The sequence below is a fragment of the Cryobacterium sp. Y62 genome, assembly GCF_002929785.1.
GTDB lineage: Bacteria > Actinomycetota > Actinomycetes > Actinomycetales > Microbacteriaceae > Cryobacterium.
Genome location: NZ_PJJK01000120.1, coordinates 35,727 through 60,620 on the forward strand (window position 1 = coordinate 35,727; position 24,894 = coordinate 60,620).

Below are 24,894 nucleotides of genomic sequence, written 5' to 3' on the forward strand. Positions count from 1 at the left end.
GAGATCAACCATGCCAGTAGACGCAGTAGCCGCCGGGGCCGCCGGGTTGTATTCCGGCGCGACCACCCGCACGCCGAACCAGTCGATGGACTCGGAGGTGTTCATGAACTTGCTGGTTACCCAGCTGCAGAACCAGGACCCCTCCTCGCCGATGGACACCAACCAGATGATCGCCCAGACCACCCAGCTGGCGATGATGGAGAAAATCGCCGAGATGGCCACGGCCAGCCAGGAGAGCTTTTCGCTGCAGAGGCGCTCATCCGCTGCCGCGCTCGTCGGCCAAACCGTCACCTACACGATGGATGACGGCACCGAGGCGATCGGAATCGCTTCCTCGGTCTCGTTCAAGGACGCAGTTCCGCAGGTCACGATCGGAGGCAAATCGATTGCCCTCGACGCCGTCTCCGGTGTGACCACGGCCGCTTCCTCCTCTTAACGTCGCGACACCCACACTTTTTACCTTCATTCGCTTTCTTGAAAGGAACATTCTCATGCTTCGTTCTCTCTACTCCGGCATTTCTGGTCTTCGCTCGCACCAGGCCATGCTCGACGTCACCGGCAACAACATCGCCAACGTCAACACCACCGGCTTCAAGGCCTCGGCCGCTCAGTTTCAGGACACGCTCTCGCAGCTGACTTCTGGCGCCGGCGCTCCCCAGGGCGAGGTCGGTGGCACCAACCCGGCCCAGATCGGCCTCGGCGTGCAGGTTGCCGGTATCTCCACCAACTTCTCGCAGGGCTCCTCGCAGGCCACCGGCAAGTCCACCGACCTACTGATCTCCGGCGACGGCTTGTTCATCACCAAAATGGGCGGCGAAACCCTCTACACCCGCGCCGGCTCCTTCGACTTCGACTCCGCCGGCCGCCTGGTCACGCCCGACGGCGCCATCGTGCAGGGCTGGGGTGCCAACAACGGCGTTGTTGCCGACGGTGGTCCGACCAGCAACATTACCCTGCCGGTCGGCGCGATCATCGGGGCGACGGCCACGACCACTGCGGCATTCGGCGGTAACCTGCCCTCCGATGCTGAAGACGGCACGGTTCTGAAGCGCGACTTCACGGTCTACGACGAGCTTGGTGCGACAAGCACTGTGACGCTTACGTTCACGCGTTCACTCGGGGCCACATCTGATCCGACGGACGGCTGGACAGTCACTGATACAGCGACGGGCAACTCCCAGACGCTCACTGCCTCTGGAACAGGTACCTTGACGGCGTCCGGAAACCTTATGGTCAAGGGCGGAGATATCGCCATTGACCTGAGCAACCTCGAAGGCTACGCCGACCTCACTAGCGTCTCCGGCGCTGCGGACGACGGCAACGCCGCCGGAACCCTCAACTCCTACACGCTCAGTGCCGACGGAACACTGGTCGGGCTGTTCAGCAACGGTGAGCAGCTCGCCATCGGCCGCATCGCCCTCGCCAACTTCGTCAACCCCGGCGGACTCGAGAAGGCCGGCGGCTCCGCCTACCGCGCCACGTTCAACTCGGGCGAACCTGCCGTGGGTACCGCTGGCACCAACGGCCTCGGCTCGCTTTCGAGCGGCGCCCTCGAAATGTCAAACGTCGACCTGTCGCAGGAATTCACCAACCTCATCGTCGCGCAGCGTGGTTTCCAGGCCAACGCCCGCATCATCACCACCTCCGACGAGGTCCTCCAGGAGCTCACCAACCTGAAGCGCTAACCCCGCCTCCGGAGGGCCAAAGGGGCACCCTTCAATTCCGACGGGTGCCCCCTTTCTTTCCCTGCCCTCAGCCTCAGTGGACAACTTCGGGTGGTTCCGGACCGCCCGCACCCCACAAAGTTGTCCACTCACCCCAAGCCTGTGCATAACCTCAACGGGCGAGCACGGAATGCGTCATCCTCTTGTCGTGAACGAACGACGCAACCTCCCGCCGCACCTGCAAACCCACCCCTTTACCGTGGCTCGCGGCACGGAAAACGGGCTCTCCACCGGGCGCATGCGCGCCATCGACCTGGCCCGCCCATTCTGGGGCGTGCGCACACCGGCATCCGTTTCGCTGAGCGTGCGCACCCGGTGCTCCGCCCTCGCCACACGTATGCCGGTGGGCAGCTTCTTCAGTCACGACACGGCAGCCCTGCTGCTGGGTGCACCGCTCCCGCTCCATCGCTCCGGCGTTTCCACCTCCCTGCACGTGGGTGTTCCCCTGCCCGGCCGCGCCCTGCGGCTGAATGGCGTCACCGGACACTCCTTGGGCGTGCACGACACCGACCTGATCGACTGGTTCGGCCTCAGCATCACGAGTCCGGCACGCACTTGGTGCGATATCGCTGACACCCTGAACCTGCGCCAGCTGGTCGCGGTGGGCGACTTTCTGATCCACTGGAAATCGCCCCTGGCCACCTTCGACGAGCTCGCCCACGCCGTCGACGGCCATCGGCGCGGAAAGCTGCTCCTGCACAAGGCTCTCCTGCTGCTGAGCGACCGCGCCGAATCCTCGCCGGAGTCTGAGCTGCGGGTCGTCGTGGTGACGAACGGTCTGCCGCGCCCACTTGTCAATGAGAACGTCTTCTCCGCCTCCGGACGGTTTCTGGCGCGCGCGGACCTGTACTTCAAGGACTACGGCGAGCTCCTCGAGTATGAGGGCGACCAGCACCGAACCGACCAGCTGCAGTGGCGCCGAGATCTCACCCGCACCGCCGAGCTGGAGTCTGAGGGACTGCACGTCACCCGGGTCAATGCCGAGGACCTGCGACACGAGGCTGCGCTCGTGGCGCGGATCGCCCGCAACCTGCAGCGTCGCGGGTGGCTCGGGTCTCCCCGGCCCGTTCAGTAGACAACTTCGGCGGGTGATCGGGGCGCGCACCCACCGAAGTTGTCCGCTGAACTGATGCGGCTGGACACGGGCACCTAAGCGACCTAACGCCAGTCGCGCAATGACCGACAGTAGCGGTTGACACCTCGTCTGGGGGTGCCAAAAACCAGGGAAGAGCTCATGATCGTACTCACGCGGCTGAATGAGAGCCACTTTGCGATCAATCCCGACCTGATCGAACGCATCCACGCCAACCCGGACACGACGCTCGTCATGGTCGATGGTGCCAACTTCATCGTGACCGAATCCATGGACGAAGTCATCGAAAAGATCGCGAGCTATCGGGCTCACGTCATCGCCCTCGCCTATGACCCGACGGCCAGTGACCTGCCGCGGGGCCCACGGGCCATCTAGTGGATCCTGCAACACTGATCGGTATCGCGCTGGCCTTCGGCTCGCTCGTTGCCATGATCACCCTCGAGCACGCGTCGGTGATGTCCATTCTTCTTCCCGCCCCGATGATCCTTGTCTTCGGAGCGACCATCGCCGTCGGTATCGCCGGCGGAACAGTGCGAGACAGCATCACCGCATTCAAGGCTCTCCCCGGAGCGTTTCGAGGCAAGACCACACCGCCGGTGCAGGTTATCGACCAGGTGGTCGGCATCGCCGAGACCGCCCGCAAATCGGGCCTGCTAGCCCTCGAGCAGGAAGCCGACAACGTGTCGGACCCGTTTCTGCGTGGCGCCCTGCAGAGCATTGCCGATGGCACCGACGGTGACGAGCTGCGCATGCAGCTCGAAGACGAAATCGCCACCAAGGCTAGATCGGGGCGAAGCGCCTCGAAGTTCTTTACGAGCCTCGGCGGCTACGCCCCGACCGTCGGCATCGTCGGTACCGTCGTGTCGCTGACTCACGTGCTGGAGAACCTGTCCACCCCCGAGACCCTCGGACCAATGATCGCCACCGCGTTCGTCGCCACCCTGTGGGGCCTGCTCTCGGCCAACTTTCTCTGGCTTCCCATTGGCGCGCGGTTGCGCCGCCTGTCGGACATTGAAATCGACCGCCTCACGCTCCTGATGGAGGGAGTTCTCGCCGTGCAAGCCGGCAGTCAGCCGCGTCTGCTCGGCGAACGCCTGCGTGCCATGGTTCCGCTCGAAGACCTGCCCAAGGGTGAGGCGAAGGCGAAAGCTGCTGGAGCGGCGGGCGAGGTGCCCGCCAGCAAAATCAAAACGAAGTCCAAGGGCAAGAAGTCCGCGGCTGAAGACAACGCCGAAGCAGCATGAGCGCGCGCGGACGTAGACGCAAGGGCCACGACGACGAGCCCGAGTTCCACGACGAGCGGTGGATGGCCTCGTACATGGACATGGTCACCGTGCTGATGTGTATGTTCATCGTGCTGTTTGCCATGTCAACGGTCGACCAGAGCAAGTTTGAAAAGCTCGCCAATTCGCTCGCCACCGGTTTCGGTGCCGTCGAGGTCGGCAGCATCGACACCGCTGAAGGCGTCGTCGTCCCCGCCGAAATGGTCGACGACGTGGCCGAAGGGTTCATCGACAAGACCCTCACCGATGCCCAACAGGCCGTGGCCGAGGTTGCCTCATTGAAAGCGACCGAAGAAAGCATCAATGCCAACCTGTCGGCCGCCGGTATGGCTGAGCGGGTGGAATTCTTTATCGACGAGCGTGGGCTGACTATGGGGCTGGTGGGAACAGACTCCTTCTTCGCCCCGGACAGCACCGCGCTTAGCGCCGTTGCCGTGGCCGTGCTGGATGCTGCCGCACCGGCCATCATCCACTCCGCACTGCAGATATCCGTTGAAGGCCATGCCGACAAGCACGGACAGTCGGCGACCTTCGCCACAGACTGGGAGCTCTCCTCCGGGCGGGCAACCCAGGTGCTTCGGCGTCTGGTCGAGCAGGGTGGTGTCAATCCCGCCCTTATCGGCGCCGTCGGTTACGGATCGGCCAGGCCGGTGTCCCAGGGAAGCAGTCTCTCGGAGATGGCCCAGAACCGGCGCGTCGATATTGTGCTGCTCTCCACCCTGCCCGATAGCGTGCGAGATCTGATTCCCGCGGCCGTCGATGGCACACTGTCGCAGGACACCAGCGAAACGGAAGACAGCGCCCCAGTTACATCGGGGCATTAGGCAGCATAAACGACCTTTCCTCAACTTCTAACATTTCGACGCCCATGACCGATAGTGCAAACGTGACGGTCCAGGAACAGATTCAAACAGGTGCGCCTATTAGAGCGGCCAAGTCGGTGGAGTTGTATGACTTTCGCCGGCCGACGACATTGGCGCGCGATCATGCCCGCGTCCTTGAACTCGCCTTCGAGACATTTGCCCGCCAGTGGGGCACTCAGATCACCGCACGGGTTCGTGCGCTCTGCACGATCACCTGTGATCAGGTGCTGATGCAGACCTACGACGAATATGCCGGATCCCTGCCGTCCAAAACGGCCATGGTGCTCTGCACGATCGCCGCGCTGGAGGCCAGGTCGGTCATTCAACTGCCGACAGTGACCGGACTGACCTGGGTGAACCACATGCTTGGCGGCAACGGTTCCCAGGTGATTCCGGCCGAGCGCAACTTCACCCCGATCGAACTCGCACTCATGCGCCAGATGATGACCGAGGCGCTCGAAGATCTGCGCTACTCATTCGGCCCGCTGCTGGTCAACGACTTCGCCGTCGAGGGTATCCAGTACAACTCGCAGTTCGCCCAGGCTGCGGCCCCGGCCGACCTGATGATCGTTGCGACCTTCTCGATTCGTATCGAACGCAACACGACAACGGCGACACTGGCCATCCCCGCCGCGGCACTCATGCCGCAGATGGGGGAGGCCAACCCGGTGCGCATCACCACGAACTCGGCCGAATACCTGCAGGCACAGCTCGCTGCCGTTCCGGTCGATGTCGCACTTCGGCTGACCCCGGCTCGAGTGTTGCCCAGCAGAATTCTCTCCCTCATGGTCGGCGACGTGCTCCCCATCCCGCACCCTAAGCATCGCCCGCTTGATCTCGCCGTCGGAGGCCAAGCCCTGGCCCGGGCCGCCGTCGGAGCCAACGGCTCCCGCCTCGCCTGCATCGTCATCGACACCGAAGAAAGCACCTCATGATCTCCAACCAGTCAGTCTCCGAAGCCGCCGTCGACGCACTGCTGCGCGTTCTCCCCACGGCCGTGCCTCTGCACGCCACCGTGCATAGTGGCAGCGCCGCCCTGACCGCCAGGTTCGGCTCCAGTGTGGTGGCCTCCTTCGTTGGGTCCAGCTCAGCCGACCTGGCCGTCGTACTCATGGATGCGTCCTCGCTCGACGCCGCGTCCGGCGCTGCTCCATCTCTCGTCTCCAGCCAGGACGTGCTACGGCCCGCGCTGGAGAGCGCGGCGAGCGTGCTCGGCATCGGTGTGCTCGGCGATTCCCGCGTCGAAGACGCCTCCGCTCTGTTTCTCGCCGACGACACCCAGGTATTCGAGCTCAGCGCCGGCGGCGTCGTGACCGGCTGGTTCGCGATTCGGCTGCGCTCCAACGGCACCATCGGCGGGGGAACGGCCACCATCAACAAGGCCGTGCTCGGCAACCTCGGCCGCATCAACAACGTCGAAATGACCCTGACCGTGGAGATCGGCCGCACCCGCATGGCCGTTCGTGACGTACTCTCGCTCGAACCCGGTGCGGTCATTGAACTGGACCGTTCCGCCGGCGCCCCCGCCGACATTCTGCTCAATGGTCGTCTCATCGCCCATGGCGAAATCGTTGTCGTCGACCAGGACTACGCCGTACGCATCACCCAGATTCTCGACGTCGTCGAAGGCTTGTAATACATGGACACCCTCATCGTCGCCCTGCGGGTCGTCCTCTCGCTCGGCGTGGTGTTCGGGCTGCTCTGGTACCTGCAGCGTCGCCTGGTCCAGGGCGGTCGAGCCAAGCTCTCCGCAAACCTCGTCACCGTCGTCGGCCGCGCCAACGTCGGCCAGAAGGCATCCGTAGTTGTCGTCGACGTTGACGGCCAACGTCTCATTCTTGGCGTCACCGAGCACGCCGTCAGCGTGCTGCACGGCAGCCCCGCCTCCATCGACGATGTCAGTGAAGCGGATGCCGCCGCCACGCTCACCGAGACCACTACCGTCCCAGCTCAGTCACCAGCCGAATCCTCCGCCACCATTTTCGCCCGATCCCTCGATTCGGCCGCGTCGGATGACACCTCGACCCTCGCATTCCGCCCGCGTCGCACGGGAACACCGGCACCGAAAACCACACCTCCCTCACGCCTGGCCGGCTCGATCCTGTCCCCGGCCACCTGGACCCAGACTGCCGCCGCCCTTCGGAACGGCCGGTGAGCGCCGTACTCTCGCGGTCGACCAACCGCGGCAACGTCGCGCGCGTCGGCATCCTGATTCTCTTCGCCATCGTGATCACGGCCGTCTTCCTCTGGCTCGGCGCTCACCCGTCCCACGCCGTGACGGTCGACCCGACCGCACCGACCGCACCGACCGACCCGACCGACCCGACCAACCCCGACGACAACGGCGGCGGCGGCCTGAGCGTCGACATCAACGGCCCCAACGGCGCGCCGTCCTCGGCCATCGTCACCCTGCTCGGAATTACGTTGCTCTCGGTCGCCCCGGCGTTACTGCTCATGATGACGAGTTTCACCAAGATCTTCGTCGTACTCGCGATGACCCGCAACGCCCTGGCCCTGCCGTCGATCCCGCCGAACCAGGTGCTCGCTGGACTGGCTCTGTTCCTGTCGCTGTTCATCATGTCGCCGGTGCTCACCGACATCAACAGCGTCGCCCTGCAGCCCTACCTCGACGGCACCATGACCTTCACCGATGCCCTCAACCTCGGCTCCGAGCCGCTGCGGCAATTCATGTTGGCCAACACCCGCGGTGAAGACCTCGCGCTAATGACCAGGGCGGCCGACCAGCCGAACCCGGACAACCCCGATGACGTGACCCTGTTGACGCTCATCCCGGCGTTCATGATCTCCGAGCTGCGCGCTGCCTTCATCATCGGCTTCGTCATCTTCATCCCGTTCCTGGTCATCGACATCGTGGTCTCGGCCGCTCTCATGTCTATGGGCATGATGATGCTCCCACCGGTCATGATCTCGCTGCCTTTCAAAATTTTGCTGTTCATTCTCGTCGACGGTTGGGGGCTCATCATCACCTCGCTCATCGGCAGTTATCAGATGGTCACATGAATACCAATGCGGTTCTCGACATCGGCCTGCAGGCCCTCATTCTCGCCGCCAAGCTATCGGCGCCGATGCTCATCACCGCGCTGGTCGTCGGCTTCGCCATCTCGCTGCTGCAGTCGATCACCCAGATCCAGGAAGTCACCCTCTCCTTCGTGCCCAAGGCCATCGCGGTCTCCTTCGCGCTGCTGATCTGCGGGCACTGGATGATTGCAGAGTCCATAGCCTTCACCAACCAGATGTTTGAGAAGATCCCCTCCCTCCTCGGGGGTGGCTGAGTGGAATTCGTTCTCAACTACGCCTGGATCGAAGCGGTCATGCTGTCCGGTGTGCGCATGGTGGCGTTCATCGTCATTGCGCCGCCGTTCTCCTACAACGCGATTCCGTTGCGCATTAAAGGGATGCTCGCGGTCGCGTTCGCCCTGGCCATGTCCTCGCGCGTCGCCGATGGCTACGTGTCGCAGAACACGGCGGGCTTCATGGGCGCCCTCGTGCTCGAAATCGTGGTTGGCGCGTTGCTCGGCTTTCTGGTCTACCTCGTCTTCGCCGCCGTGCAGTCCGCCGGTGGCCTCATTGACATGTTCAGCGGATTCCAGATGGCCCAGGGCTTCGACCCTCAGGCCATGGTCAACGGCGCCCAGTTCACCCGACTGTTTCAGATGACCGCCCTCGCCCTCATGTTCGCCTCCGGCGCCTACCAACTCATCATCGGCGGCCTCGCCCGCAGCTTCACCGCCATTCCGCTCGGCGGCGGCATCGACTTCGCCGACCCTGCGCAGGCGCTCGTCGCGGCCGTCACCCAAATGTTCCTCGCGTCCGTGCAGATCGCCGGCCCGCTGCTCGTGGTGCTTTTTCTAGCGGATGCCGGCCTCGGCTTGCTCACGCGCGTCGCCCCGGCGCTCAACGCCTTCGCCCTCGGCTTTCCGCTCAAGATTCTCATCACCCTGACCCTCGCGGCGACCGTGTTCGTTGCCCTCCCGCAGATCGTGTCCTCGCTCACCGGCGAGGCGCTCGATGCACTCATGGGGGTGCAATAAATGGCTGAGGACTCCGGCGAAAAGACCGAACTAGCCACCCCCAAGCGCATGAAGGAGGTGCGCGAAAAGGGGCAGCTCTCCAAATCTCAGGACATCACGGCTTGGCTTGGCGTCGGCGCGGCCGCCCTCATGCTACCCACCACGATCGAGCGGGGCGCGGCAGCGGGCACCGACCAGATGTTCATGATCGGCACCCTCGCGGCCACCCCGAACACCGACGTGGCCGTGCAGGCGCTCGGCAGCGGGCTGGTCTCGATGGCCGAGGTGCTGACCCCGTTCTTCGTCGTGGTCCTGGTGGTCGTGCTCGGCGGAGCAGCGCTGCAGGGCGGCATCCACTTTAAGAAGTTCACGGGAAAATACGAGCAGTTCAACGTCATCACCGGCATGAAGCGGGTATTCGGCGGCCAGGCACTGTGGGAAGGCGTCAAGGTTCTGGCCAAGACCGCCGTCGTCGGCTTCGTGCTGTACATGGTCATTCAGGGCCTTATGCCGGTGCTGATGACTGCGGGCGGACTCCCCGTGTCGGATCTTATGAAAGCAGCGTCGGACGGCGCGGCAGCACTCCTGCAGGCCGCCGTCGTTGCCGGTCTCGTGCTTGCCGCCGCCGACGTCTTCGTGGTCATGCGGCGCAACCGCAAGAAAACCCGTATGTCCGTGAAAGAGGTCAAGGATGAGAGCAAGGCCGCCGAGGGCGACCCGCTGATCAAATCCCAGCGTCGGTCTCGTCAGATCATGATGAGCCGCAACCGTATGATTTCTGCGGTAGCGGATGCTGATGTCGTGTTGGTCAACCCGACTCACGTTGCCGTCGCGCTCAAGTACGAACCGGGCCGGTCAGCGCCGCGGGTTGTCGCCAAGGGACTCGGCCACGTGGCCGCCCGCATCCGTGAGCAGGCCGACACCGACCGGGTGCCGATCGTGCAGGACATCCCCCTGGCCAGGGCCCTGCACGCGGCCTGCGAGATCGGCGAGGAGATTCCCGCCGATATGTACAACGCTGTGGCCCGAGTGCTTGCCTTCGTGATGGCCCTGAAAGCCCGCGGCAGTACCGGGGCCGGCGTACACACCATGTCCTCGCCGTTCGGCGGCGCCCGCCCGATGCCCTCAAGCCAGACTCAGACCAACCAGACTCAGACCAACCAGACTCAGACCAACCAGACTCAGACAGCCGGAGGCCGTTGACGTGAATAAGAACCTCGCAAAACTCGCCGTTCCAGTCGGCGTGGTCGGCATCATTTTGCTGTTGGTCGTCCCCATCCCGGCGATTCTGCTCGACATTCTGATCATCGTCAACATCATGCTCGGCCTGGTCACCCTGCTCACGACCATGTTCGTCAAGAAGCCCCTGGAATTCTCGGTCTTCCCGTCGCTGCTGCTCGTGGCGACCCTGTTTCGACTCGGTCTCAACGTCGCATCCACCCGTCTGGTGCTCGGCGACGCGTACGCCGGGCAGGTTATCGAGGCCTTCGGTCACGTCGCCGTCGGCGGCTCGATCATCATCGGCTCGGTCATCTTTCTCATCCTCGTGGTCATTCAGTTCGTCGTGGTCACCAAGGGTGCTGAGCGCGTCGCCGAGGTCGGTGCCCGATTCACCCTCGATGCCATGCCGGGCAAGCAGATGGCGATCGACGCCGACCTGAGCGCCGGCCTGATCACCGATGCCGAGGCCAAGGCCCGCCGCGCCGAGGTCTCCGCCGAAGCCGACTTCTACGGCGCCATGGATGGCGCATCGAAGTTCGTCAAGGGTGACGCCATCGCCGGCATCATCATCATCATCATCAACCTGGTCGGTGGCATCGCTATCGGCATGCTGCAGCGCGGCATGGAAATCGGCGACGCCCTCAACACCTATGCGCTGCTCACCATCGGTGACGGCCTGGTCACCCAGATTCCCGCACTCCTGATGGCCGTCTCCACCGGCATGATCGTCACCCGGTCCAATGCAGAGACCGACATCGGGTCGACGGCATCCGCTCAGCTGACACAGTCGCGCGTGGCCCTGGTCATCGCCGGCGGCGCTGCCATTCTGATGGCGATCATTCCCGGCATGCCGGTGCTGCCGTTTCTGATCGTCGGTGGAACCCTCATCGTGGTGGCGCAGCGACTGAAGGTGCGTGAGGCGAGTACCGTCGCCACTGCGGCCGCGAGTGAAGCGGCAGAGAAGAGCGTGGCCAAGACCGACACGACCGAGGACTTAATCGAGCAAATGCGGGTGCATGCGCTGGAGATTATGCTCGCCCCTGACCTCGTCGATATCGTCTCGGGAGCCTCGGACGACCTGCTCGCCCGGGTGCGCGGCCTGCGGCGCAAAATCGCCATGGACCTCGGCGTTGTCGTGCCGCCGGTGCGCACCAGGGACAGCGTCGACCTGCCCTCGTCAACCTATGTCATTCGCATCGCCGGCGTCGAATACGGCCGTGGAATTGCCCCGGCCGGCAAAGTGCTCGCGCTCGGTGACTTTCTCGACACCCTGCCCGGCGTCGAAACCGTGGAGCCCGTCTTCGGACTGTCCGGCAAATGGGTGCCGAGCGAGATGCGGCACAGCGCCGAGATGACCGGCGCCACCGTGATCGACCGGGTGTCCGTCGTGGTGACCCACCTGTCCTCGATCATCACGATCAATGCGGCCCGGCTGCTCACCCGCGAAGACGTACGGGTGCTCACCGACGGCGTCAAGCAGGTCAACCCTTCATCGGTCGACGATCTGATTCCCGGCCTGCTGTCCCTCGCCGAGGTGCAGCGGGTACTCCAGGGACTGCTGATCGAGCAGATCCCCATCAACGACCTGCCCCGCATCTACGAGGCCCTGTCCCTGCGCGCAAAAACCTCGAACGACCCGGAAGGCCTGATCGAGGCCGCCCGCATGGCCCTCGGACCGGCGCTGACCGCGCAATACCTCGACGGCGCCGTGCTGCGCGTGATCATGATCGAGCCGACTCTGGAGCAAAGCATGCTCGAGGGAATGCGCCCCTCCGATCAGGGAACCCAGATACTCATGGACCCGGCCCGCATCGAAACTGTGCTCTCCTCGGTGCGAGCCTCGGTGGCCACGGTCGAAGCGAGCGGAGTGTCGGCCGTGCTGGTCTGCGCTCCAGCACTGCGCCCAGCCATCCGCCGGCTGGTCTCCACCCAGACCGGCGGACTTCCGGTGCTATCTTACCAGGAAGTCACCTCCGCGAACGTCACCATTGAGACGGTAGGTGTGGTTCGTGGAACCGACTCGATTTCTGCTTGAGGGAGCGACCATGCGCGAGGTGCAGGAGCGGGTCCTGCTCGTGCACGGTCGGCACGCGGTCATCATCGCGGCCGAACGGGTCACCGTCGGTGGCATTCGCGGCTTCTTCGCGCGCCAACACTATGAGGTCACCGTCGAGGTGCCCGCGCCGGAATCGCAACGACGCTCGGCCCATTCCGGGCTCGATCTGAACAAGCGCCTCGGAATCGCCGCGCTGCTCGACGACGCCGACGATGCCGAATACGAAATCGCCCGCACCGGCCCGCAGCTGTCAACGGCTTCGGACGGCTTCGCGGCCCTCATGGACGAGCTGACCTTTGCGACGACGCGTCCGTCAGCGATGCCGGCCAGCGCCGAGTACGCGGGCGGCGGGCCCCCGTCAGCGCCCGGTCCCAGCCTGGTCAGCATCCTCCCGGTTCCCGCGCCGCTCACTCGACCGGGCGATCTCGTACTGATTCTTGGGCTTGGTGAGGACCCGTTCACCATTGCGCGCCTGATGCAACGGCTCGCCGGGGGTGGTGATGTGTTGGCCAGCGGTACCGTCGTCGGTCCCGATCGAGTGGATGACCGGCGCAGCGCTCGCGCGGCCCGTGCCCGCGGGGTCGAAACGGGCTGCAGCGCCTTCATCGCTTTCGGCATCGACCCGGCCTCCGACGCGGAGGCCCGTGCAGCCGACCTCGAGGCGATCGGCGCCGACCAGATCTGGGTCGTTGTGGACGCCGGACGCAAGAGCGAGGACAGCACGCGCTGGGTGAACATGGTCAACGCGGTCGTTCCGATCGACGCCGTCGCGGCCATCGGCCGACACTTCACGACCACACCGACCTCCGTTGAATCGTTCGGGCTTCCCGTGGAATGGATGGACGGCCGCGTAACCGCGCCGCCGAGTGGACGACGGGCGGCACGTCCGGGGCAGGCCTAAAGGATAGGCTTGAACAATGCTGGTCCTGACACGCAAACCCGGGGAGAAAATCCTCATCGGTGACGACATCGTCGTCACCGTGCTTGACGCGCGCGGAGACAGCGTGCGCATCGGAATCGACGCCCCGCGCGGGGTGAAGATTCAACGCGACGAGGTGCTGCGTGCAGTCATCGAAGCCAACATGGCGGCGAGCCACGTCGACGCGAACGCCGAGGACCGCATCAAACGCTCGCTCGGCATGCTCGCTGCCCTGCAATCGGCGCAGTCACATCAGTCCCAGGCTGAGGCGCGACCCAAGCCGCCGCAACCCCAGGCCGTTCCCGCAGCCGCCGCCACACCCGTGGCAGCCCAGCCACCGGTTCCGCAGCCGCCCGCGCAGTCGTAGCCGTAGGCTCTGCGGGTCACTCGGTGATGTGCCCGCGCAGCTCGTCGATTTCCCGGCGTTCGCGCTTGGTCGGTCGCCCCGCACCGCGATCGCGCATCGGCACCAGAGCGACCTCCTCGCGCGGCGGTGGCGGGGGAGTGTGGTCGACGTAGCACTCGGCGGCGACCACTGCCCCGACCCGCTTGACCACGAGGCGCGACACGATCAGCACCCGGTCGAACCCGGCCGTGCGCACGCGCACCTTATCGCCGACATGCAGCGCCTGCGCGGCCTTGGCCTTGTCACCGTTGACCTTGACGTGTCCCGCGCGGCAAGCAGTCGTGGCCATGGAACGCGTCTTGAACAGGCGAACGCCCCAGCTCCAGCTGTCGACTCGGGCAGAAGTAAGCTCCATCACAAGACTCTACCTGGCTTCGGCCTGCGTCACGCGGCCAGCCTGATGGAATAGATCAGCAGCATGGTCACGAGAAATCCGCTCAGAAAATTGAGCCGGAGAAAACGCTTCCAGCCTCGGTTGGCGCGGCCCGACTTGGCATCACTGACCGTCCAAAACGGCCGAGCAGCGAGAATATACGGCACGACGAGCACAACGGCCAGCGGCCCGGGCCAGGGTGTGAACAGCAAAAGCAGGCCGGCCAGAGCCCAGAAGGTGATCGCGAGGCGCACCGTCGGCCAGGCACCGAGTGCCGTCGCGATCGACGCGATTCCGGCGTGGCGATCGGGTTCGACGTCCTGCACTGCGCCGAAGGCATGGCTGGCCAAACCCCACAGAAAAAACGCCGCAAGCAGGGCCAGCAATCCAGGAGTGATCGTGGCGCCGGCCACGACGAGGCCGTAGACGGCCGGGCTGACGAAGTGCGTGCTCGAGGTGATCGAATCCAGAACGGGGCGTTCCTTGAACCGCAGTCCGCGCACCGAGTAGGCGACGACGGCGAACAGGCTCCCGGCGAGGACCACCCAGGACAACGGATGCTCCGCGCGCGCCAGCAGCACCATCGCCGCCCCCACAATCCCCACGCTCACTACGCCGGCGCCAATAACCAGGTGATGCAGAGCTGGGTGCAGCAGGGCCCCCTCCGCGCCGCCCTTCCGAGGATTGCGCAGATCGGACTCGTAGTCGAAAACATCGTTGATGCCGTACATCAGCAAGTTGTACGGAACGAGAAAGAACAGGGTACCCACGATCAGCAGTGCGTCGATGCGCCCGGTGGTCACGATATAGGCCGCGGCAAACGGAAAAGCGGTATTGATCCAGCTGAGCGGGCGCGACGACAGCACCACCTGACGGGTCTTCCATGACACCGTGCCGAGCTGCTCAGTCATCCGTTCGTCCTATCTTGGTACGGCCCAGGAGAACCCACAGTGCAGGCAGCAAAATCGCGGCGGCGAGTGGGTAGGCAAAATCTTCGATCGGAGCGAGACCAACGAACAGACCCGAAATGTGCGCCGGGTCGTAGCTGAAGAGTCCAGCCCCGATCATCAGGTTATCGAAAACGGCCGTGAGTAGCAGGGTCAACACGAGGGCCAACGTCACGGACAGCACGAATCGGCCGCAAATCAACCGGCGCGCCAGCGCCAGCACAGCAATCGCGGCGGCCGCTGCCAGAAAGATCGTGTTCAGGATGAGATAGGTCACGCGCGGGTTCGCCGCTGCAGAACGAGCTGAGCCCCCCGCACCAGATTCATGGTCAGATAGCAGAGAAAGGTGAGAAAGACGAGCTCCTCGAGCGGTAGTTCCGGTGCCAGCTGCAGCCCGGTCATCAGGGTGGTTTCTCCGCGGTAGAAGATACCCAGGCCGATGCCGAACAGGTCCCAGGTCAGAAAGAACAGTACGCCGATGCCGAGCACGAGCGCGGCTCGAACGGGTGAGTGCCAGAAGAACAGCCGAAACCGCCAGTCCAGTACGACCATTCCGCCGAGCGAGACCAGCAGGGTGAGCAGGTACAGCAGGGTCACGAAACGACCATCACTATTTTCCCGTCATGACCGCATTGTGCCGTCATGACTGCTGCGGCTCGGACTGCACCGGGTCGCCGGAAGCGCCGGCCGGTCCAAAAACCCCGGCGGGGCGCACTGGACGTGCGGGCAGCGGTTCGGCGAGTGGTCCCGTGGTCGTGTCGTGACGCATCCGCTTGAGCAGAATTTCGGCACTGATCAGGCACATTGGCAATCCAATTCCGGGAATGGTTGTGCCGCCGGCGTAGTACAGCCCCGAGATCTTCTTGGACATGTTCGACCCGCGCAGAAAGGCGCTCTGTCGCAGGGTGTGCGCGGGGCCGAGGGCGCCGCCCTTCCAACTGTTCAGGTCAGTGGCGAAGTCGGCCGGGCCGACGGTGCGGCGTACAACGACCCGGTCGGCCAGGTCGGGGATTCCGGCCCAGCGCGAGATCTGCTCGATGGCGGCATCGGCGATCAGCTCGATCGTCTGCGAGCCGGCGCCGTTGATGCCGCCGTGGCCGAGGGTCACATCGGGCGGTACCGGCACCAGCACGAACAGGTTGCTGCTTCCGGCCGGGGCCACCGAATTGTCGGTGGCGCTCGGCATGCAGACGTAGAGTGAGGCCGGTGACGGCACCGAGGGGCGCTTGCCGAAAATTTGCCCGAAGTTCTTGCCCCAGTCCGTGGTGAAGAACAGTGAGTGGTGCTGCAGCTGGGGGAGTTCATCGGTTACGCCGAGCATGACCAGCACGGCCCCGGGGCCCGACACCCGCTTGTCCCACCAGCGCTGGGGATAGGTTTGCAGTTCGGCCGGTACCAGCTCGGTCTCCGTGTGGTGCAGGTCAGCCGACGACACGACAGTGTCGGCGGGCAGGTACTGCATCTGGTCCCCGGCGTCCAGGTAGCTCACCCCGGCGATGGCCTTGTGATCGCTGACTCGAATCGCGGTGACGCGCGCGCCGGTGACGATCTGCACGCCCTCGACGCGGGCGAGCGCGGAAATACTGTCGATCAGGGTTTCGAAACCGCCCTGTGGGTAGAGCACGCCGTCGGCCAGGTCGAGATGGCTCATGAGGTGGTACATCGACGGTGTCAGGTTCGGCGCCGATCCGAGAAAGACTGCAGGATAACCGAGAATCTGTCGCAGTCGGGGGTCGCTGACATAGCCGGCGACAAACTTATTCAGCGGTTGCAGCAGCAGGCGGGCCAGCCGTCCGAGCCGCCGCAGTACGTCGGGTACCAGAAACGGGCGAAACGATTCGAAGCTGGAGTACAGAAAGCGCTGCACGGCCAGGTCGTAGGTCTCGGTGGCCGAGTCAAGATAGCGGCCGAGCGCCGCCCCGGCTCCCGGTTGCAGCTTTTCAAATAAGCGCATGTTGGCGGCGCGGCCAGCGAGAATATCCACCGGCGTCGGGTCCCCTTCAAAATGCACCCGATAGCCGGGGTTCAGTTTGACAAGGTCGAGTTGCTCGGCCGCCGTGGTGCCGAACAGGCGATAGAAATGCTCGAACACCTCGGGCATGAGGTACCACGACGGCCCGGTGTCGAAGCGAAAACCGTCGGTGCTCCACACGCCAGCCCGCCCGCCGAGCTCAGCACGGGCCTCGAGCAGCGTCACCTCATGGCCCTCGCGAGCGAGCAGCGCTGCGCTCGCGAGGCCGGCGATACCACCGCCGATCACGATCGTGCGGGTTCGCCCGGTTCTCGTGCGGGCTGCGCCGGTCATCGCTTCCACGCGCCGGGTCCGAGGCTGGCGGTCAGAGCAATCATGAATTTCTCCCCATCCGGCACCCGAACGCGGGCACGCAGTAATTGATCGGCCGGTGTCGACCGGAGCCGATTCGACAATCGGGTGAATAGGCCCTGAGCTGCGGCCACGGCGCGCCGGCAACCGGCGGGCAGCAAGGGCAGCACGGCGCTGGCGATCAAAAGGTCGACATCGATGTCGTCGAGGATCGCATTCTTCTGTTGGTCACTGAGGTTCAGCGGGTCGATTCCCGGAAAGTAGTTGCGGCCGAGCAACTCCCGATCGCAGGACAGGTCGCGCAGAAAGTTGATCTTCTGAAAGGCCGCGCCGAGATGGCGCGCACCGTCTTCGAGCACGCCGACTTCGGCTGCAGTGCGTGGTGAATGCTGCAGAAAACAGCGCAGGCACATGAGTCCGATCACCTCGGCCGAGCCGTAGATGTAGTTTGCGACACCCTCGGCGGTGAACGGTGCCGGGTCGAGATCCCGGCGCATCGACGCAAAGAAGGGGGCAATCAGGCTGGAGTCGATGCCCGATTGGCGGGCCGTCGCGGCAAAGGCGTGCACGACCAGGTTCGTGCTGTAGCCGCGCACGATCGCCCGCTCGGTCTCGAGTTCGAGCTCGTCGAGCAGCTGCCGCTGTTCCTCGGTGGAGACTCCCGCTTCGGCGGCGGCTCCGTCTACGATCTCGTCGGCGATGCGCACGAGGGCGTAGATGGTGCGCACCGGCGTGCGCACCCGGGTGTCAAGCAGTCGGGCGGCCAGTCCGAACGAGGTGGAATAGTGCCCGATGACCGTCGTCGAACTCGCCCGGGCCGTCTCGGCGTACTTATTCAGGTTGGTGGTCGTACTGCCGGTTCGAACCGACGCCCGCAACGGGCTCATCAGCGTGCCCGATTCACGGCGGCCTCGGCAAGTTCAATCAGGCTGGCGCGCAGCTCGGCCGGAACGATCGCGGGGTCGAGGGCCTCGACGGCCAGTCGGGAGTGGTCGTAGGCCAGGCCTTCGGCCGCTTCTTTCGCTCCGCAGGCGCGCAGATGTTCCCTGGCGCGCTCGGCTTCGTCGTCGTTCAGGTCGATCTTACCGAGATAGGGTGCGATCAGCGACCAGCTGGCGGTGCTGCCGGCGTGGGCGATCAGAGCCGTCTGCTTGCCCTCGCGCAGGTCGGCCGTCACGCTCTTGCCGGTTTTCAGCGGGTCGCCGAAGACGCCGAGCAGATCGTCGGTGAGTTGGAAGGCTACTCCAACGAGGCGTCCGTAGCGGCCGAGAATGCGAATCGCGTCGTCCCCGGCCCCGGCCAGTACCGCTCCGGCCTGCAACGGGGCTTCGAAGGAATACACGGCGGTCTTATTCTCCAGGGTGGTGATGACCTCGGTCACGGTGAGCGGATGCCGAGCCGAGCTGTTGGTGACATCGGCCAGCTCCCCGGCGGCCGAGACGAAAACCGCCCGGTCGAGCAGGTCGAGCAGACGCAGCCGGGTGGGGACATCGACCGGCAGCTTCGCCAGTGCGCGGTGGGCCTCGCTCAGGGCGAGGTCGCCGGCGAGAATTGCCGCCGCCGTAGCCCAGACCCCGGCCTGATCGGCCGCCGCGCCGTGGGCGAGCGCGCGGTCATTGAAACGACCCGCAATGTTGGCCACCCCGCGGCGGGCTAGGTCGCGGTCGATGACGTCGTCATGAATGAGGAAGGCCGTGTGCAGCAGCTCGAAGCTGACCGCTACCGGAGCAACGAGACCTTGATCGCGCCCGCCGAAACCGGCATACGCCGCCAGAACCAGAGCCGGACGCACCCGCTTGCCGCCGCTGCTGGCCTGTGCCAGGGAATCCCAGAGGGCGACGTAGTGCTCGCCGTAGTCACTCGCTCGCAGGCGAGCGGCGGCGAAGAATCGAGCCAGCTCAATTTCCACTCCGGCCGGAACCGTGTCAAGCATGAACATTGTCCACACGTCGTACCTGGACCGGCAGTGGTGACACTGACCGGTTGGGCTGGTTTGCCGTGCCGCCGTACTTGTGCGCATCAGTAAGCAGAATTTCGTTTTTATTCAAAGTAGTGGCGGTGTGCACGTGTGCCCTCCTTCTTGCGTCAACCCGATCCTTGCACGAATAACTAACCAAGTTAGCGACAACTGACGTTAGCATGGTCACATGGCCCAAGATGAGAGTAGCCTCCCACAACATGGGGCGTACTGGTATGACCTCGAGAATCAGGGTGTACCTTCCGCGACCGAGGTTCTGCGGGCCGTGCGTCGGTTTCGGGTAGCCGATGCCGCCATGCGTCATCGTGCGCAGGCCGAGATGAACGTCAACGAAACCGATCTGATGGCGCTGCGTCATCTCATCGCCTGCGAACGGCAGGACCGGGTCGCCAGTCCAAAGGATCTCAGCGAATTCCTGAACATCTCCTCGGCGGCAACGGCAAAACTTCTCGCAAGATTGTCGGCATCCGGTCATATTCGCCGCGAGGTGAACCCGGCAGACGCGCGCGCGCAGCGGCTGTTCGCCACGCAGTCGTCGCACCAGGAGATGCGCGACTCGCTCGCTGTCACCCACGAGCAGATGATGCGGGTCGCCCTGGAGCTCACCGGCGACCAGCAGATCGCCGTCGTACACTTTCTGGATTCGATGAGCGCGATAGCGGCGGTGCCGCGCGCTCCGAAGGTATCTGCCGAAGAACTGGCCCCGGAGCGCTCGAAACCCTGACCCAGGCCGCGATGTCTGCGTACGGCTGCGGGCAGCGCCGCTTAAGATGAATCAGTGACTCACTTTTCTGCGCCCACTTCGCCGTCCCCCGCCGCCAGCTACGTCGAGGCGCTGCTGGCTTCGTATCCCGATTTTCCCCAGCCTGGCATCGTGTTCCGCGATCTGAACCCGGTTTTCGCTGATGCCCGCGCCTTCCGCGCGATCGTCGATGACCTCGCCGATCAGCATCGCGGCCAGTTCGATGCCGTGGCCGGCATTGAGGCGCGCGGTTTTCTCCTGGCGGCCGCTGTCGGGTACGCAGCGCGCACATCCGTTTTGGCCGTGCGTAAGGGCGGCAAACTGCCCGGTACCGTGCTGACCGAGGAATATGACCTCGAGTACGGCTCTGCACGCCTGGAACTCGAGGTCGGCCAGTTGCCCGCCGGTACCCGCGTCTTGATCCTCGACGACGTGTTGGCCACGGGAGGCACCATCGCCGCGACGAGCCGACTGATCGAACGGGCCGGCTACACCGTCTCCGGTGTCGGCGTCGTGCTCGAACTGACCGATTTGCACGGTCGCGAACGTCTGGGCACGGCTCCGATGCACGCCATCATGTCGGTCTAGGGCCCGAGAATCCACCGACAGCGTAAATTCGTCGGCCGCCTGAATTCGTTTTGGGGTCGCAGACGGGCATGCTTAGAGCATGACTGACGGTTCTGACGTGTCTGGTCCGGCTGCAGCCGGTGTGCCTCGGCTTCCCGTGAATCGGGACAGCGGCGACGCCTGGGTCTACAGTCCGGACGGCCGTAAGTATTGGGGCCGATTCGGGGCGGCCGGTTTGCTCGTGCATCATCCCGACCGTGGGGTGTTACTTCAGCATCGCGCGGTGTGGAGCCATTTTGGTGATACCTGGGGACTACCCGGTGGCGCCCGTCACGAGAACGAAACCGCGCTCGACGCGGCGCTGCGCGAAGCGCGGGAAGAAGCGGGCGTTCCGGCCGACCTCGTCATTCTAAAATTCACCTCGCGCTTGGACCTGGGCTTTTGGTCGTATACGACCGTCGTCGTCGAAGCCACCGAGGTGTTTGAGCCGGTGATCAGCGATCTGGAGAGCATTGCCCTGCGCTGGGTACCCGCCGACGCCGTTGACCTGCTTGCGCTGCATCCCGGTTTCGCTGCCAGCTGGCCAGCCCTGCGAGCGCGACTGAGCTGACCGCACAGTCGGGCACGTAGCGTGTCTTGCCGTGCAGTCCCGGTCGGGCGCTCGATAGACTGCGTATGTGACAGGCCCAGTGAACGGCATGGTGAGCGATCGGGTCTTGACCCTGCCCAACATGCTCAGTTTTTTGCGTCTCCTGCTCGTACCCGTGTTCCTGGTATTGCTGGCTCAGGGAGAAGATGCCTGGGCGCTCGTCGTGCTCAGCATCTCCAGTTTCACGGACTGGCTGGACGGCTTCCTGGCCCGCCGCTGGAACCAGATCACCCGCCTCGGCCAGTTACTGGACCCGGCCGCCGACCGCCTCTATATTTTCGCTGCGTTAATCGGTCTGGCGTGGCGCGACCTCGTGCCGTGGTGGATCGTGCTCGTCGTGGTGGGTCGCGATGTGTTTCTCCTGGCACTGGGAATCATCCTCGCGAACTTCGGCTTCGGTCCGCTCCCGGTACACCAACTGGGCAAGGTCGCCACTTTTTGCCTGTTCTACGCCCTGCCGATGATCATGCTGGGGCAGGCATTTCCGCAGCTGGCATGGTGGTCGCAGCCGGTGGGATGGGCCTTCGGAATCTGGGGCGTTTTTCTGTACTGGTGGGCCGGCATTATCTACGCCATTGAAGCGATGCGAGTGATTCGACTTTCGAGGGTCTCCGAGGGTGTATCTTCCGATACGCTGGAACGATAGGAGGTGCATGATGGTCGATTTATCCGGTAGCAATAATTGCGAGAAACAGAACGATCCCGTGCCCCCAGATCAGCCAAAGAACCCGACGACAGGCGAAGCAATGCCCAGCAAGGCGCAGTCCACCCCAGCATCGTCCAACGGCGAGGTGCCCATCGACGCGGTGTCCGGCGAGACGACGACGGTGCACGACATGCTCAGCACCGATACGACGATGAATTTCAGCCAGGAGTTCGCCGTTCAGATCGCGTCGATTGACTCCAACGTGACCGCAGAGGAGCAGGAGTCGATCGCAGCGTTGCCGTCGGGCTCTGCGCTCATGGTGGTTCGTCGTGGCCCGAATGCCGGAGCCCGCTTTCTGCTGGATGCCGACCTTACGAGTGTCGGCCGGCACCCCAACGCTGACATTTTTCTAGACGATGTCACAGTGTCCCGCCGCCACGCCGAATTCCTGCGCAACGGCACCGGGTTCACCGTCAAAGACCTCGGTTCGCTCAACGGCACCTATTACGAGGGGGAGCGCATTGAAACGGCTCGCCTCACCGACGGTGCCGAGGTGCAGGTCGGTAAATTCCGCCTGACCTTCTACGCGTCGCGCCTTGACCTCGCCCGCACGGCGAGCGAATAGTGGCGGCAAGCGCCGCTCAGACTCGGCCCGTGTCGGCGGCGAAGGCGCAGTCCATGAGCTCCGCGCCGTTGCTGAGCATCGGCCAGGTCCTGGCGCGGCTCACCCCGGAATTCGCTGATCTCACCCCGTCCAAGCTTCGCTTTCTCGAGGAGCAGGGTTTGGTTTCCCCGGCGCGCACCGAATCGGGCTATCGCAAGTTCTGCACGGGCGACGTGGATCGGTTACGGCTGATTTTGTCCATGCAGCGCGATCACTACCTGCCGTTGAAAGTCATCCGTTCTTATCTGGACGATCTGGACGCCGGTCTATCGCCGGTGCTGCCGGGCGGAACGGCCCCGGGGCCGTCGATGCTCGGCACCGTGCGCCGGCTCGCCCGGGAAGATCTCCTGCGTGAGGCGGGGTCCTCGGCGACCCTGCTGCACGATGCCGTCTCGGCGTCGATCATTTTGCCCGCTGATTACTACGGCGAGGGGGCGCTGAACGTGCTGCGTGCTCTCGTGGAGTTGCAACGAAGTGGCATCGAACCGCGCCACCTGCGTGGCTTCCGTGGGGCCGCTGAGCGTGAGCTGGGGCTGATTGAGAGTGCCTTGGTGCCTCTGGCTCGACGTAAAGACGCCTCGAGCCGGGCAAAAGCTGCCGAAATGGCGGTAGAAATCGCCGGGCAGCTTGAAGTGATTCGGGGCAGTCTGATTCGCTCAGCTCTGGGCCGACTGACCAAGTAGGTCCTAGACTGGCACAGGCACAAACCGTCGTGAAGTCGGTTCGACGCCGTCGCTTTGGCGCCTTCGTCGGTGTCTGTCGCCGACACGCCAAACCTATTGCGCGAATGTCAGGCACCAAGGCACCCCACCTCGGTACCGTAGTTAGAGCGACCCACAGCAGGACCTCGTCGCAGCACCAGCTGTACGGCACCAACCTTCAGCACTAATTTTTCACTAGTTCTTTCTGCACCAATTCCGCACCACAGTGAGTCAGAGCGTCACCGCCAGCTGAATCACCGCACCAGGTAAATCCCCGAGAGGCAACCCATATGAGTGAGCTCAAGCCTGATGCTGACGCCTCGCGTTACTCGTTAGGACTGCTGTTCACCGATGGCATGCCCGAGCTTGATGAGAACTCCGGCTACCGCGGTGCTATCGCTGCGCGTGCTGCCGGTATCAGCTACCGCCAGCTCGACTATTGGGCCCGCACCGGCCTGGTCGAGCCAACAGTGCGTGGGGCGGCCGGATCCGGCTCCCAGCGTCTCTACGGCTTTCGCGACATCCTCGTGCTCAAACTCGTCAAACGCCTGCTCGATACCGGCATCTCGTTGCAGCAGATTCGCACCGCCGTCAACCAGCTGCGCGAATCGGGCATCAGCGATCTCGCCGAGACCACGCTCATGAGCGATGGCGCGAGTGTCTACCTCTGCACCTCCAACGACGAGGTCATCGACCTGGTCAGCCGCGGTCAGGGCGTCTTCGGCATCGCCGTCGGCAAGGTGCTCCGCGAGGTCGAGACCAGCCTGGTCGAACTCGACATGCAGCCGGTCGACCCCGCCGACGAGCTAGCAGCCCGTCGCAGCACCCGCAAAATTTCCTAGCAGCCCAGGCACGGAGCCACTGGCTCGCAGCGCGTGGCGCGAAAATTCTAGTGCGCCGGAACCTCGGCATACTCGCCGATGCGCGCTGTGCGCAGCACCCGGTCGAGAAGTTGGTCGAAGTAGCCCGCCATTTCGAGGGCACTGTCACCGGGCCAGATGTGCAGCGGCTTCGCAGCGCCCTGCGCCTGCTGTAGGGAGGTGCGCTCGGGCAAGTGCGGGCTGAGCACGAGCGGCCCGAACATGTCGCGCAGCTCCTTGATTCGAAACTGGTGCTCGAGCGACGCCGCGCGGGCCCGGTTCACGATGATTCCGAGCGGCTGCAACCGCGGGCTCAGCCCACGTCGAATTTCTTCGATCGCGCGCAGCGCCCGGTCAGCCGCAGCGACCGAGAACAGACCGGGCTCGGTCACAACCGCGACCCGGTCGCTCGCGGCCCATGCGGTACGCGTGAGGGCATTGAGCGACGGCGCACAGTCGATGAGCACGAGCTCGTAGTCCTTCTCGATCGTCGAGAGTGCTTCCTCGAGTTTCCAGATATCACGGATGCTCGGGTGTGGCCCGTCGAAATTGATGGCCGAAGGGCTGCCGATCATGACATCAATCGTGCCTGGACGATTCCGCGTCCAACCGCTGGGCGCAATCGCGGCCCGAACGGTCTTTTCCTTCGGCGAACTGAGCACATCGGCAACGTTGAGGTGACCGGCAACCTGAATATCCATTCCGGTGGAAACATCAGACTGCGGATCGAGATCCACGACCAGTGTTCGCACGCCGCGGGCGAAGGCTGCAGAAGCCAGACCAAGGGTCACCGTGGTCTTTCCTACGCCTCCCTTGAGGGAGCTAACGCTGAGTACGTGCATGAGTAC

The 24,894-nt window shown here is 64.3% G+C and carries 30 protein-coding genes and 1 pseudogene; 23 read left to right on the forward strand and 8 right to left on the reverse strand.

Annotated elements, in window-relative coordinates; translation table 11 throughout:
- The first annotated feature begins 10 nt into the window (after positions 1-10).
- From CXY71_RS18540 to csrA, 16 genes are all read left to right on the forward strand, one after another.
- Positions 11-436: a flagellar hook assembly protein FlgD gene (locus CXY71_RS18540; RefSeq protein ID WP_104138999.1), complete on the forward strand. Its 426-nt coding sequence runs from the start codon at positions 11-13 to the stop codon at positions 434-436.
- A 55-nt stretch (positions 437-491) separates the two neighbouring features.
- Positions 492-1,685, forward strand: a complete 1,194-nt coding sequence (locus CXY71_RS18545; protein WP_104139001.1) for a flagellar hook protein FlgE — start codon at positions 492-494, stop codon at positions 1,683-1,685.
- 187 nt (positions 1,686-1,872) lie between these two features.
- Positions 1,873-2,799 carry a hypothetical protein gene (locus CXY71_RS18550; protein ID WP_104139004.1) on the forward strand — a complete coding sequence of 309 codons (927 nt, stop codon included), beginning with the start codon at positions 1,873-1,875 and terminating at the stop codon, positions 2,797-2,799.
- A 159-nt stretch (positions 2,800-2,958) separates the two neighbouring features.
- Entirely contained in the window at positions 2,959-3,192 is a 234-nt protein-coding gene (locus tag CXY71_RS18555) for a flagellar FlbD family protein (protein ID WP_092450621.1), read from the forward strand.
- Positions 3,192-4,061, forward strand: a complete 870-nt coding sequence (locus CXY71_RS18560; RefSeq protein WP_104139007.1) for a motility protein A — start codon at positions 3,192-3,194, stop codon at positions 4,059-4,061. The genes CXY71_RS18555 and CXY71_RS18560 overlap by 1 nt, the downstream gene beginning before the upstream one ends.
- Positions 4,058-4,924 carry a flagellar motor protein MotB gene (locus tag CXY71_RS18565; protein ID WP_104139011.1) on the forward strand — a complete coding sequence of 289 codons (867 nt, stop codon included), beginning with the start codon at positions 4,058-4,060 and terminating at the stop codon, positions 4,922-4,924. Before CXY71_RS18560 ends, CXY71_RS18565 begins: the two co-directional genes overlap by 4 nt.
- Positions 4,925-4,968: 44 nt before the next feature.
- Positions 4,969-5,898 carry a flagellar motor switch protein FliM gene (locus CXY71_RS18570; protein WP_104139014.1) on the forward strand — a complete coding sequence of 310 codons (930 nt, stop codon included), beginning with the start codon at positions 4,969-4,971 and terminating at the stop codon, positions 5,896-5,898.
- Entirely contained in the window at positions 5,895-6,599 is a 705-nt protein-coding gene (fliN, locus tag CXY71_RS18575) for a flagellar motor switch protein FliN (protein WP_104139017.1), read from the forward strand. Before CXY71_RS18570 ends, fliN begins: the two co-directional genes overlap by 4 nt.
- 3 nt (positions 6,600-6,602) lie before the next feature.
- Entirely contained in the window at positions 6,603-7,118 is a 516-nt protein-coding gene (locus CXY71_RS18580; RefSeq protein WP_104139020.1) for a flagellar biosynthetic protein FliO, read from the forward strand.
- Positions 7,115-7,984, forward strand: a complete 870-nt coding sequence (gene fliP / locus CXY71_RS18585; RefSeq protein ID WP_233198476.1) for a flagellar type III secretion system pore protein FliP — start codon at positions 7,115-7,117, stop codon at positions 7,982-7,984. Before CXY71_RS18580 ends, fliP begins: the two co-directional genes overlap by 4 nt.
- The gene (gene fliQ, locus CXY71_RS18590; RefSeq protein ID WP_104139023.1) at positions 7,981-8,256 is read left to right on the forward strand and encodes a flagellar biosynthesis protein FliQ; all 276 of its coding nucleotides are present in this window, start codon (positions 7,981-7,983) and stop codon (positions 8,254-8,256) included. Before fliP ends, fliQ begins: the two co-directional genes overlap by 4 nt.
- Positions 8,257-9,015 (forward strand): flagellar biosynthetic protein FliR, encoded by a 759-nt coding sequence (locus CXY71_RS18595; protein ID WP_104139026.1) that lies wholly within the window; start codon positions 8,257-8,259, stop codon positions 9,013-9,015.
- The gene (locus CXY71_RS18600) at positions 9,016-10,197 is read left to right on the forward strand and encodes a flagellar biosynthesis protein FlhB (protein ID WP_104139029.1); all 1,182 of its coding nucleotides are present in this window, start codon (positions 9,016-9,018) and stop codon (positions 10,195-10,197) included.
- Between the two features lies 1 nt (position 10,198).
- Positions 10,199-12,250 (forward strand): flagellar biosynthesis protein FlhA, encoded by a 2,052-nt coding sequence (locus CXY71_RS18605; protein WP_104139032.1) that lies wholly within the window; start codon positions 10,199-10,201, stop codon positions 12,248-12,250.
- Positions 12,225-13,172, forward strand: coding sequence for a hypothetical protein (locus CXY71_RS18610; protein ID WP_146072877.1), 948 nt, complete (start codon positions 12,225-12,227; stop codon positions 13,170-13,172). Before CXY71_RS18605 ends, CXY71_RS18610 begins: the two co-directional genes overlap by 26 nt.
- 16 nt (positions 13,173-13,188) lie before the next feature.
- Complete coding sequence (csrA, locus tag CXY71_RS18615; protein WP_104139038.1) at positions 13,189-13,557, forward strand: carbon storage regulator CsrA; 369 nt, start codon at positions 13,189-13,191, stop codon at positions 13,555-13,557.
- A 16-nt stretch (positions 13,558-13,573) separates the two neighbouring features.
- Here csrA and CXY71_RS18620 read toward each other — a convergent pair whose 3' ends face one another.
- From CXY71_RS18620 to CXY71_RS18650, 7 genes are read right to left on the reverse strand one after another with little or no spacing between them, the layout of a single operon-like run.
- Positions 13,574-13,951: an RNA-binding S4 domain-containing protein gene (locus CXY71_RS18620; RefSeq protein ID WP_104139046.1), complete on the reverse strand. Its 378-nt coding sequence runs from the start codon at positions 13,949-13,951 to the stop codon at positions 13,574-13,576.
- A gap of 29 nt (positions 13,952-13,980) precedes the next feature.
- A complete protein-coding gene (locus CXY71_RS18625) occupies positions 13,981-14,880 on the reverse strand; it encodes a prenyltransferase (protein ID WP_104139049.1) in 900 nt (299 codons plus the stop codon).
- Complete coding sequence (locus tag CXY71_RS18630; RefSeq protein ID WP_104139052.1) at positions 14,873-15,193, reverse strand: lycopene cyclase domain-containing protein; 321 nt, start codon at positions 15,191-15,193, stop codon at positions 14,873-14,875. Before CXY71_RS18630 ends, CXY71_RS18625 begins: the two co-directional genes overlap by 8 nt.
- Positions 15,190-15,513, reverse strand: coding sequence for a lycopene cyclase domain-containing protein (locus CXY71_RS18635; RefSeq protein WP_104139055.1), 324 nt, complete (start codon positions 15,511-15,513; stop codon positions 15,190-15,192). The genes CXY71_RS18630 and CXY71_RS18635 overlap by 4 nt, the downstream gene beginning before the upstream one ends.
- A 43-nt stretch (positions 15,514-15,556) precedes the next feature.
- Positions 15,557-17,221 (reverse strand): phytoene desaturase family protein, encoded by a 1,665-nt coding sequence (crtI, locus tag CXY71_RS18640; RefSeq protein WP_104139058.1) that lies wholly within the window; start codon positions 17,219-17,221, stop codon positions 15,557-15,559.
- Complete coding sequence (locus tag CXY71_RS18645; RefSeq protein ID WP_104139061.1) at positions 17,218-18,126, reverse strand: squalene/phytoene synthase family protein; 909 nt, start codon at positions 18,124-18,126, stop codon at positions 17,218-17,220. Before CXY71_RS18645 ends, crtI begins: the two co-directional genes overlap by 4 nt.
- Positions 18,126-19,172, reverse strand: coding sequence for a polyprenyl synthetase family protein (locus CXY71_RS18650; RefSeq protein ID WP_158253160.1), 1,047 nt, complete (start codon positions 19,170-19,172; stop codon positions 18,126-18,128). Before CXY71_RS18650 ends, CXY71_RS18645 begins: the two co-directional genes overlap by 1 nt.
- Before the next feature lie 214 nt (positions 19,173-19,386).
- On the opposite strand from CXY71_RS18650, the gene CXY71_RS18655 reads away from it, so the two are divergent.
- The 7 genes and pseudogenes from CXY71_RS18655 to CXY71_RS18685 all read left to right on the forward strand — a co-directional run bounded on the left by CXY71_RS18655 (position 19,387) and on the right by CXY71_RS18685 (position 24,028).
- On the forward strand, positions 19,387-19,941 hold the full coding sequence (locus CXY71_RS18655) for a MarR family winged helix-turn-helix transcriptional regulator (RefSeq protein WP_104139067.1): 555 nt from the start codon (positions 19,387-19,389) through the stop codon (positions 19,939-19,941).
- A 54-nt stretch (positions 19,942-19,995) separates the two neighbouring features.
- The gene (locus CXY71_RS18660) at positions 19,996-20,547 is read left to right on the forward strand and encodes an adenine phosphoribosyltransferase (RefSeq protein WP_104139070.1); all 552 of its coding nucleotides are present in this window, start codon (positions 19,996-19,998) and stop codon (positions 20,545-20,547) included.
- Positions 20,548-20,626: 79 nt separating this feature from the next.
- Positions 20,627-21,133, forward strand: a pseudogene (locus tag CXY71_RS18665) (NUDIX domain-containing protein); the annotation flags it as partial.
- A gap of 91 nt (positions 21,134-21,224) precedes the next feature.
- Positions 21,225-21,821 (forward strand): CDP-alcohol phosphatidyltransferase family protein, encoded by a 597-nt coding sequence (locus CXY71_RS18670; protein WP_104139401.1) that lies wholly within the window; start codon positions 21,225-21,227, stop codon positions 21,819-21,821.
- Between the two features lie 211 nt (positions 21,822-22,032).
- Entirely contained in the window at positions 22,033-22,446 is a 414-nt protein-coding gene (locus CXY71_RS18675; protein WP_233198489.1) for an FHA domain-containing protein, read from the forward strand.
- 53 nt (positions 22,447-22,499) lie between these two features.
- Entirely contained in the window at positions 22,500-23,168 is a 669-nt protein-coding gene (locus CXY71_RS18680; protein ID WP_104139407.1) for a MerR family transcriptional regulator, read from the forward strand.
- A gap of 308 nt (positions 23,169-23,476) precedes the next feature.
- Positions 23,477-24,028, forward strand: coding sequence for a MerR family transcriptional regulator (locus tag CXY71_RS18685; protein ID WP_104139078.1), 552 nt, complete (start codon positions 23,477-23,479; stop codon positions 24,026-24,028).
- A gap of 47 nt (positions 24,029-24,075) precedes the next feature.
- On the opposite strand, the gene CXY71_RS18690 is transcribed toward CXY71_RS18685, so the two are convergent.
- Positions 24,076-24,888, reverse strand: coding sequence for a ParA family protein (locus tag CXY71_RS18690; RefSeq protein WP_104139081.1), 813 nt, complete (start codon positions 24,886-24,888; stop codon positions 24,076-24,078).
- Positions 24,889-24,894: the final 6 nt, after the last annotated feature.

Bases quoted from the DNA above. Each gene is read 5' to 3' on its own strand.
- CXY71_RS18540 (WP_104138999.1), top strand. From the start codon at position 11: ATGCCAGTAGACGCAGTAGCCGCCGGGGCCGCCGGGTTGTATTCCGGC.
- CXY71_RS18545 (WP_104139001.1), top strand. From the start codon at position 492: ATGCTTCGTTCTCTCTACTCCGGCATTTCTGGTCTTCGCTCGCACCAG.
- CXY71_RS18555 (WP_092450621.1), top strand. From the start codon at position 2,959: ATGATCGTACTCACGCGGCTGAATGAGAGCCACTTTGCGATCAATCCC.
- CXY71_RS18565 (WP_104139011.1), top strand. From the start codon at position 4,058: ATGAGCGCGCGCGGACGTAGACGCAAGGGCCACGACGACGAGCCCGAG.
- CXY71_RS18570 (WP_104139014.1), top strand. From the start codon at position 4,969: ATGACCGATAGTGCAAACGTGACGGTCCAGGAACAGATTCAAACAGGT.
- fliN (WP_104139017.1), top strand. From the start codon at position 5,895: ATGATCTCCAACCAGTCAGTCTCCGAAGCCGCCGTCGACGCACTGCTG.
- CXY71_RS18580 (WP_104139020.1), top strand. From the start codon at position 6,603: ATGGACACCCTCATCGTCGCCCTGCGGGTCGTCCTCTCGCTCGGCGTG.
- fliQ (WP_104139023.1), top strand. From the start codon at position 7,981: ATGAATACCAATGCGGTTCTCGACATCGGCCTGCAGGCCCTCATTCTC.
- CXY71_RS18600 (WP_104139029.1), top strand. From the start codon at position 9,016: ATGGCTGAGGACTCCGGCGAAAAGACCGAACTAGCCACCCCCAAGCGC.
- csrA (WP_104139038.1), top strand. From the start codon at position 13,189: ATGCTGGTCCTGACACGCAAACCCGGGGAGAAAATCCTCATCGGTGAC.
- CXY71_RS18620 (WP_104139046.1), bottom strand. From the start codon at position 13,951: ATGGAGCTTACTTCTGCCCGAGTCGACAGCTGGAGCTGGGGCGTTCGC.
- CXY71_RS18625 (WP_104139049.1), bottom strand. From the start codon at position 14,880: ATGACTGAGCAGCTCGGCACGGTGTCATGGAAGACCCGTCAGGTGGTG.
- crtI (WP_104139058.1), bottom strand. From the start codon at position 17,221: ATGACCGGCGCAGCCCGCACGAGAACCGGGCGAACCCGCACGATCGTG.
- CXY71_RS18645 (WP_104139061.1), bottom strand. From the start codon at position 18,126: ATGAGCCCGTTGCGGGCGTCGGTTCGAACCGGCAGTACGACCACCAAC.
- CXY71_RS18650 (WP_158253160.1), bottom strand. From the start codon at position 19,172: ATGCTTGACACGGTTCCGGCCGGAGTGGAAATTGAGCTGGCTCGATTC.
- CXY71_RS18655 (WP_104139067.1), top strand. From the start codon at position 19,387: ATGGCCCAAGATGAGAGTAGCCTCCCACAACATGGGGCGTACTGGTAT.
- CXY71_RS18670 (WP_104139401.1), top strand. From the start codon at position 21,225: ATGGTGAGCGATCGGGTCTTGACCCTGCCCAACATGCTCAGTTTTTTG.
- CXY71_RS18675 (WP_233198489.1), top strand. From the start codon at position 22,033: ATGAATTTCAGCCAGGAGTTCGCCGTTCAGATCGCGTCGATTGACTCC.
- CXY71_RS18680 (WP_104139407.1), top strand. From the start codon at position 22,500: ATGAGCTCCGCGCCGTTGCTGAGCATCGGCCAGGTCCTGGCGCGGCTC.
- CXY71_RS18685 (WP_104139078.1), top strand. From the start codon at position 23,477: ATGAGTGAGCTCAAGCCTGATGCTGACGCCTCGCGTTACTCGTTAGGA.
- CXY71_RS18690 (WP_104139081.1), bottom strand. From the start codon at position 24,888: ATGCACGTACTCAGCGTTAGCTCCCTCAAGGGAGGCGTAGGAAAGACC.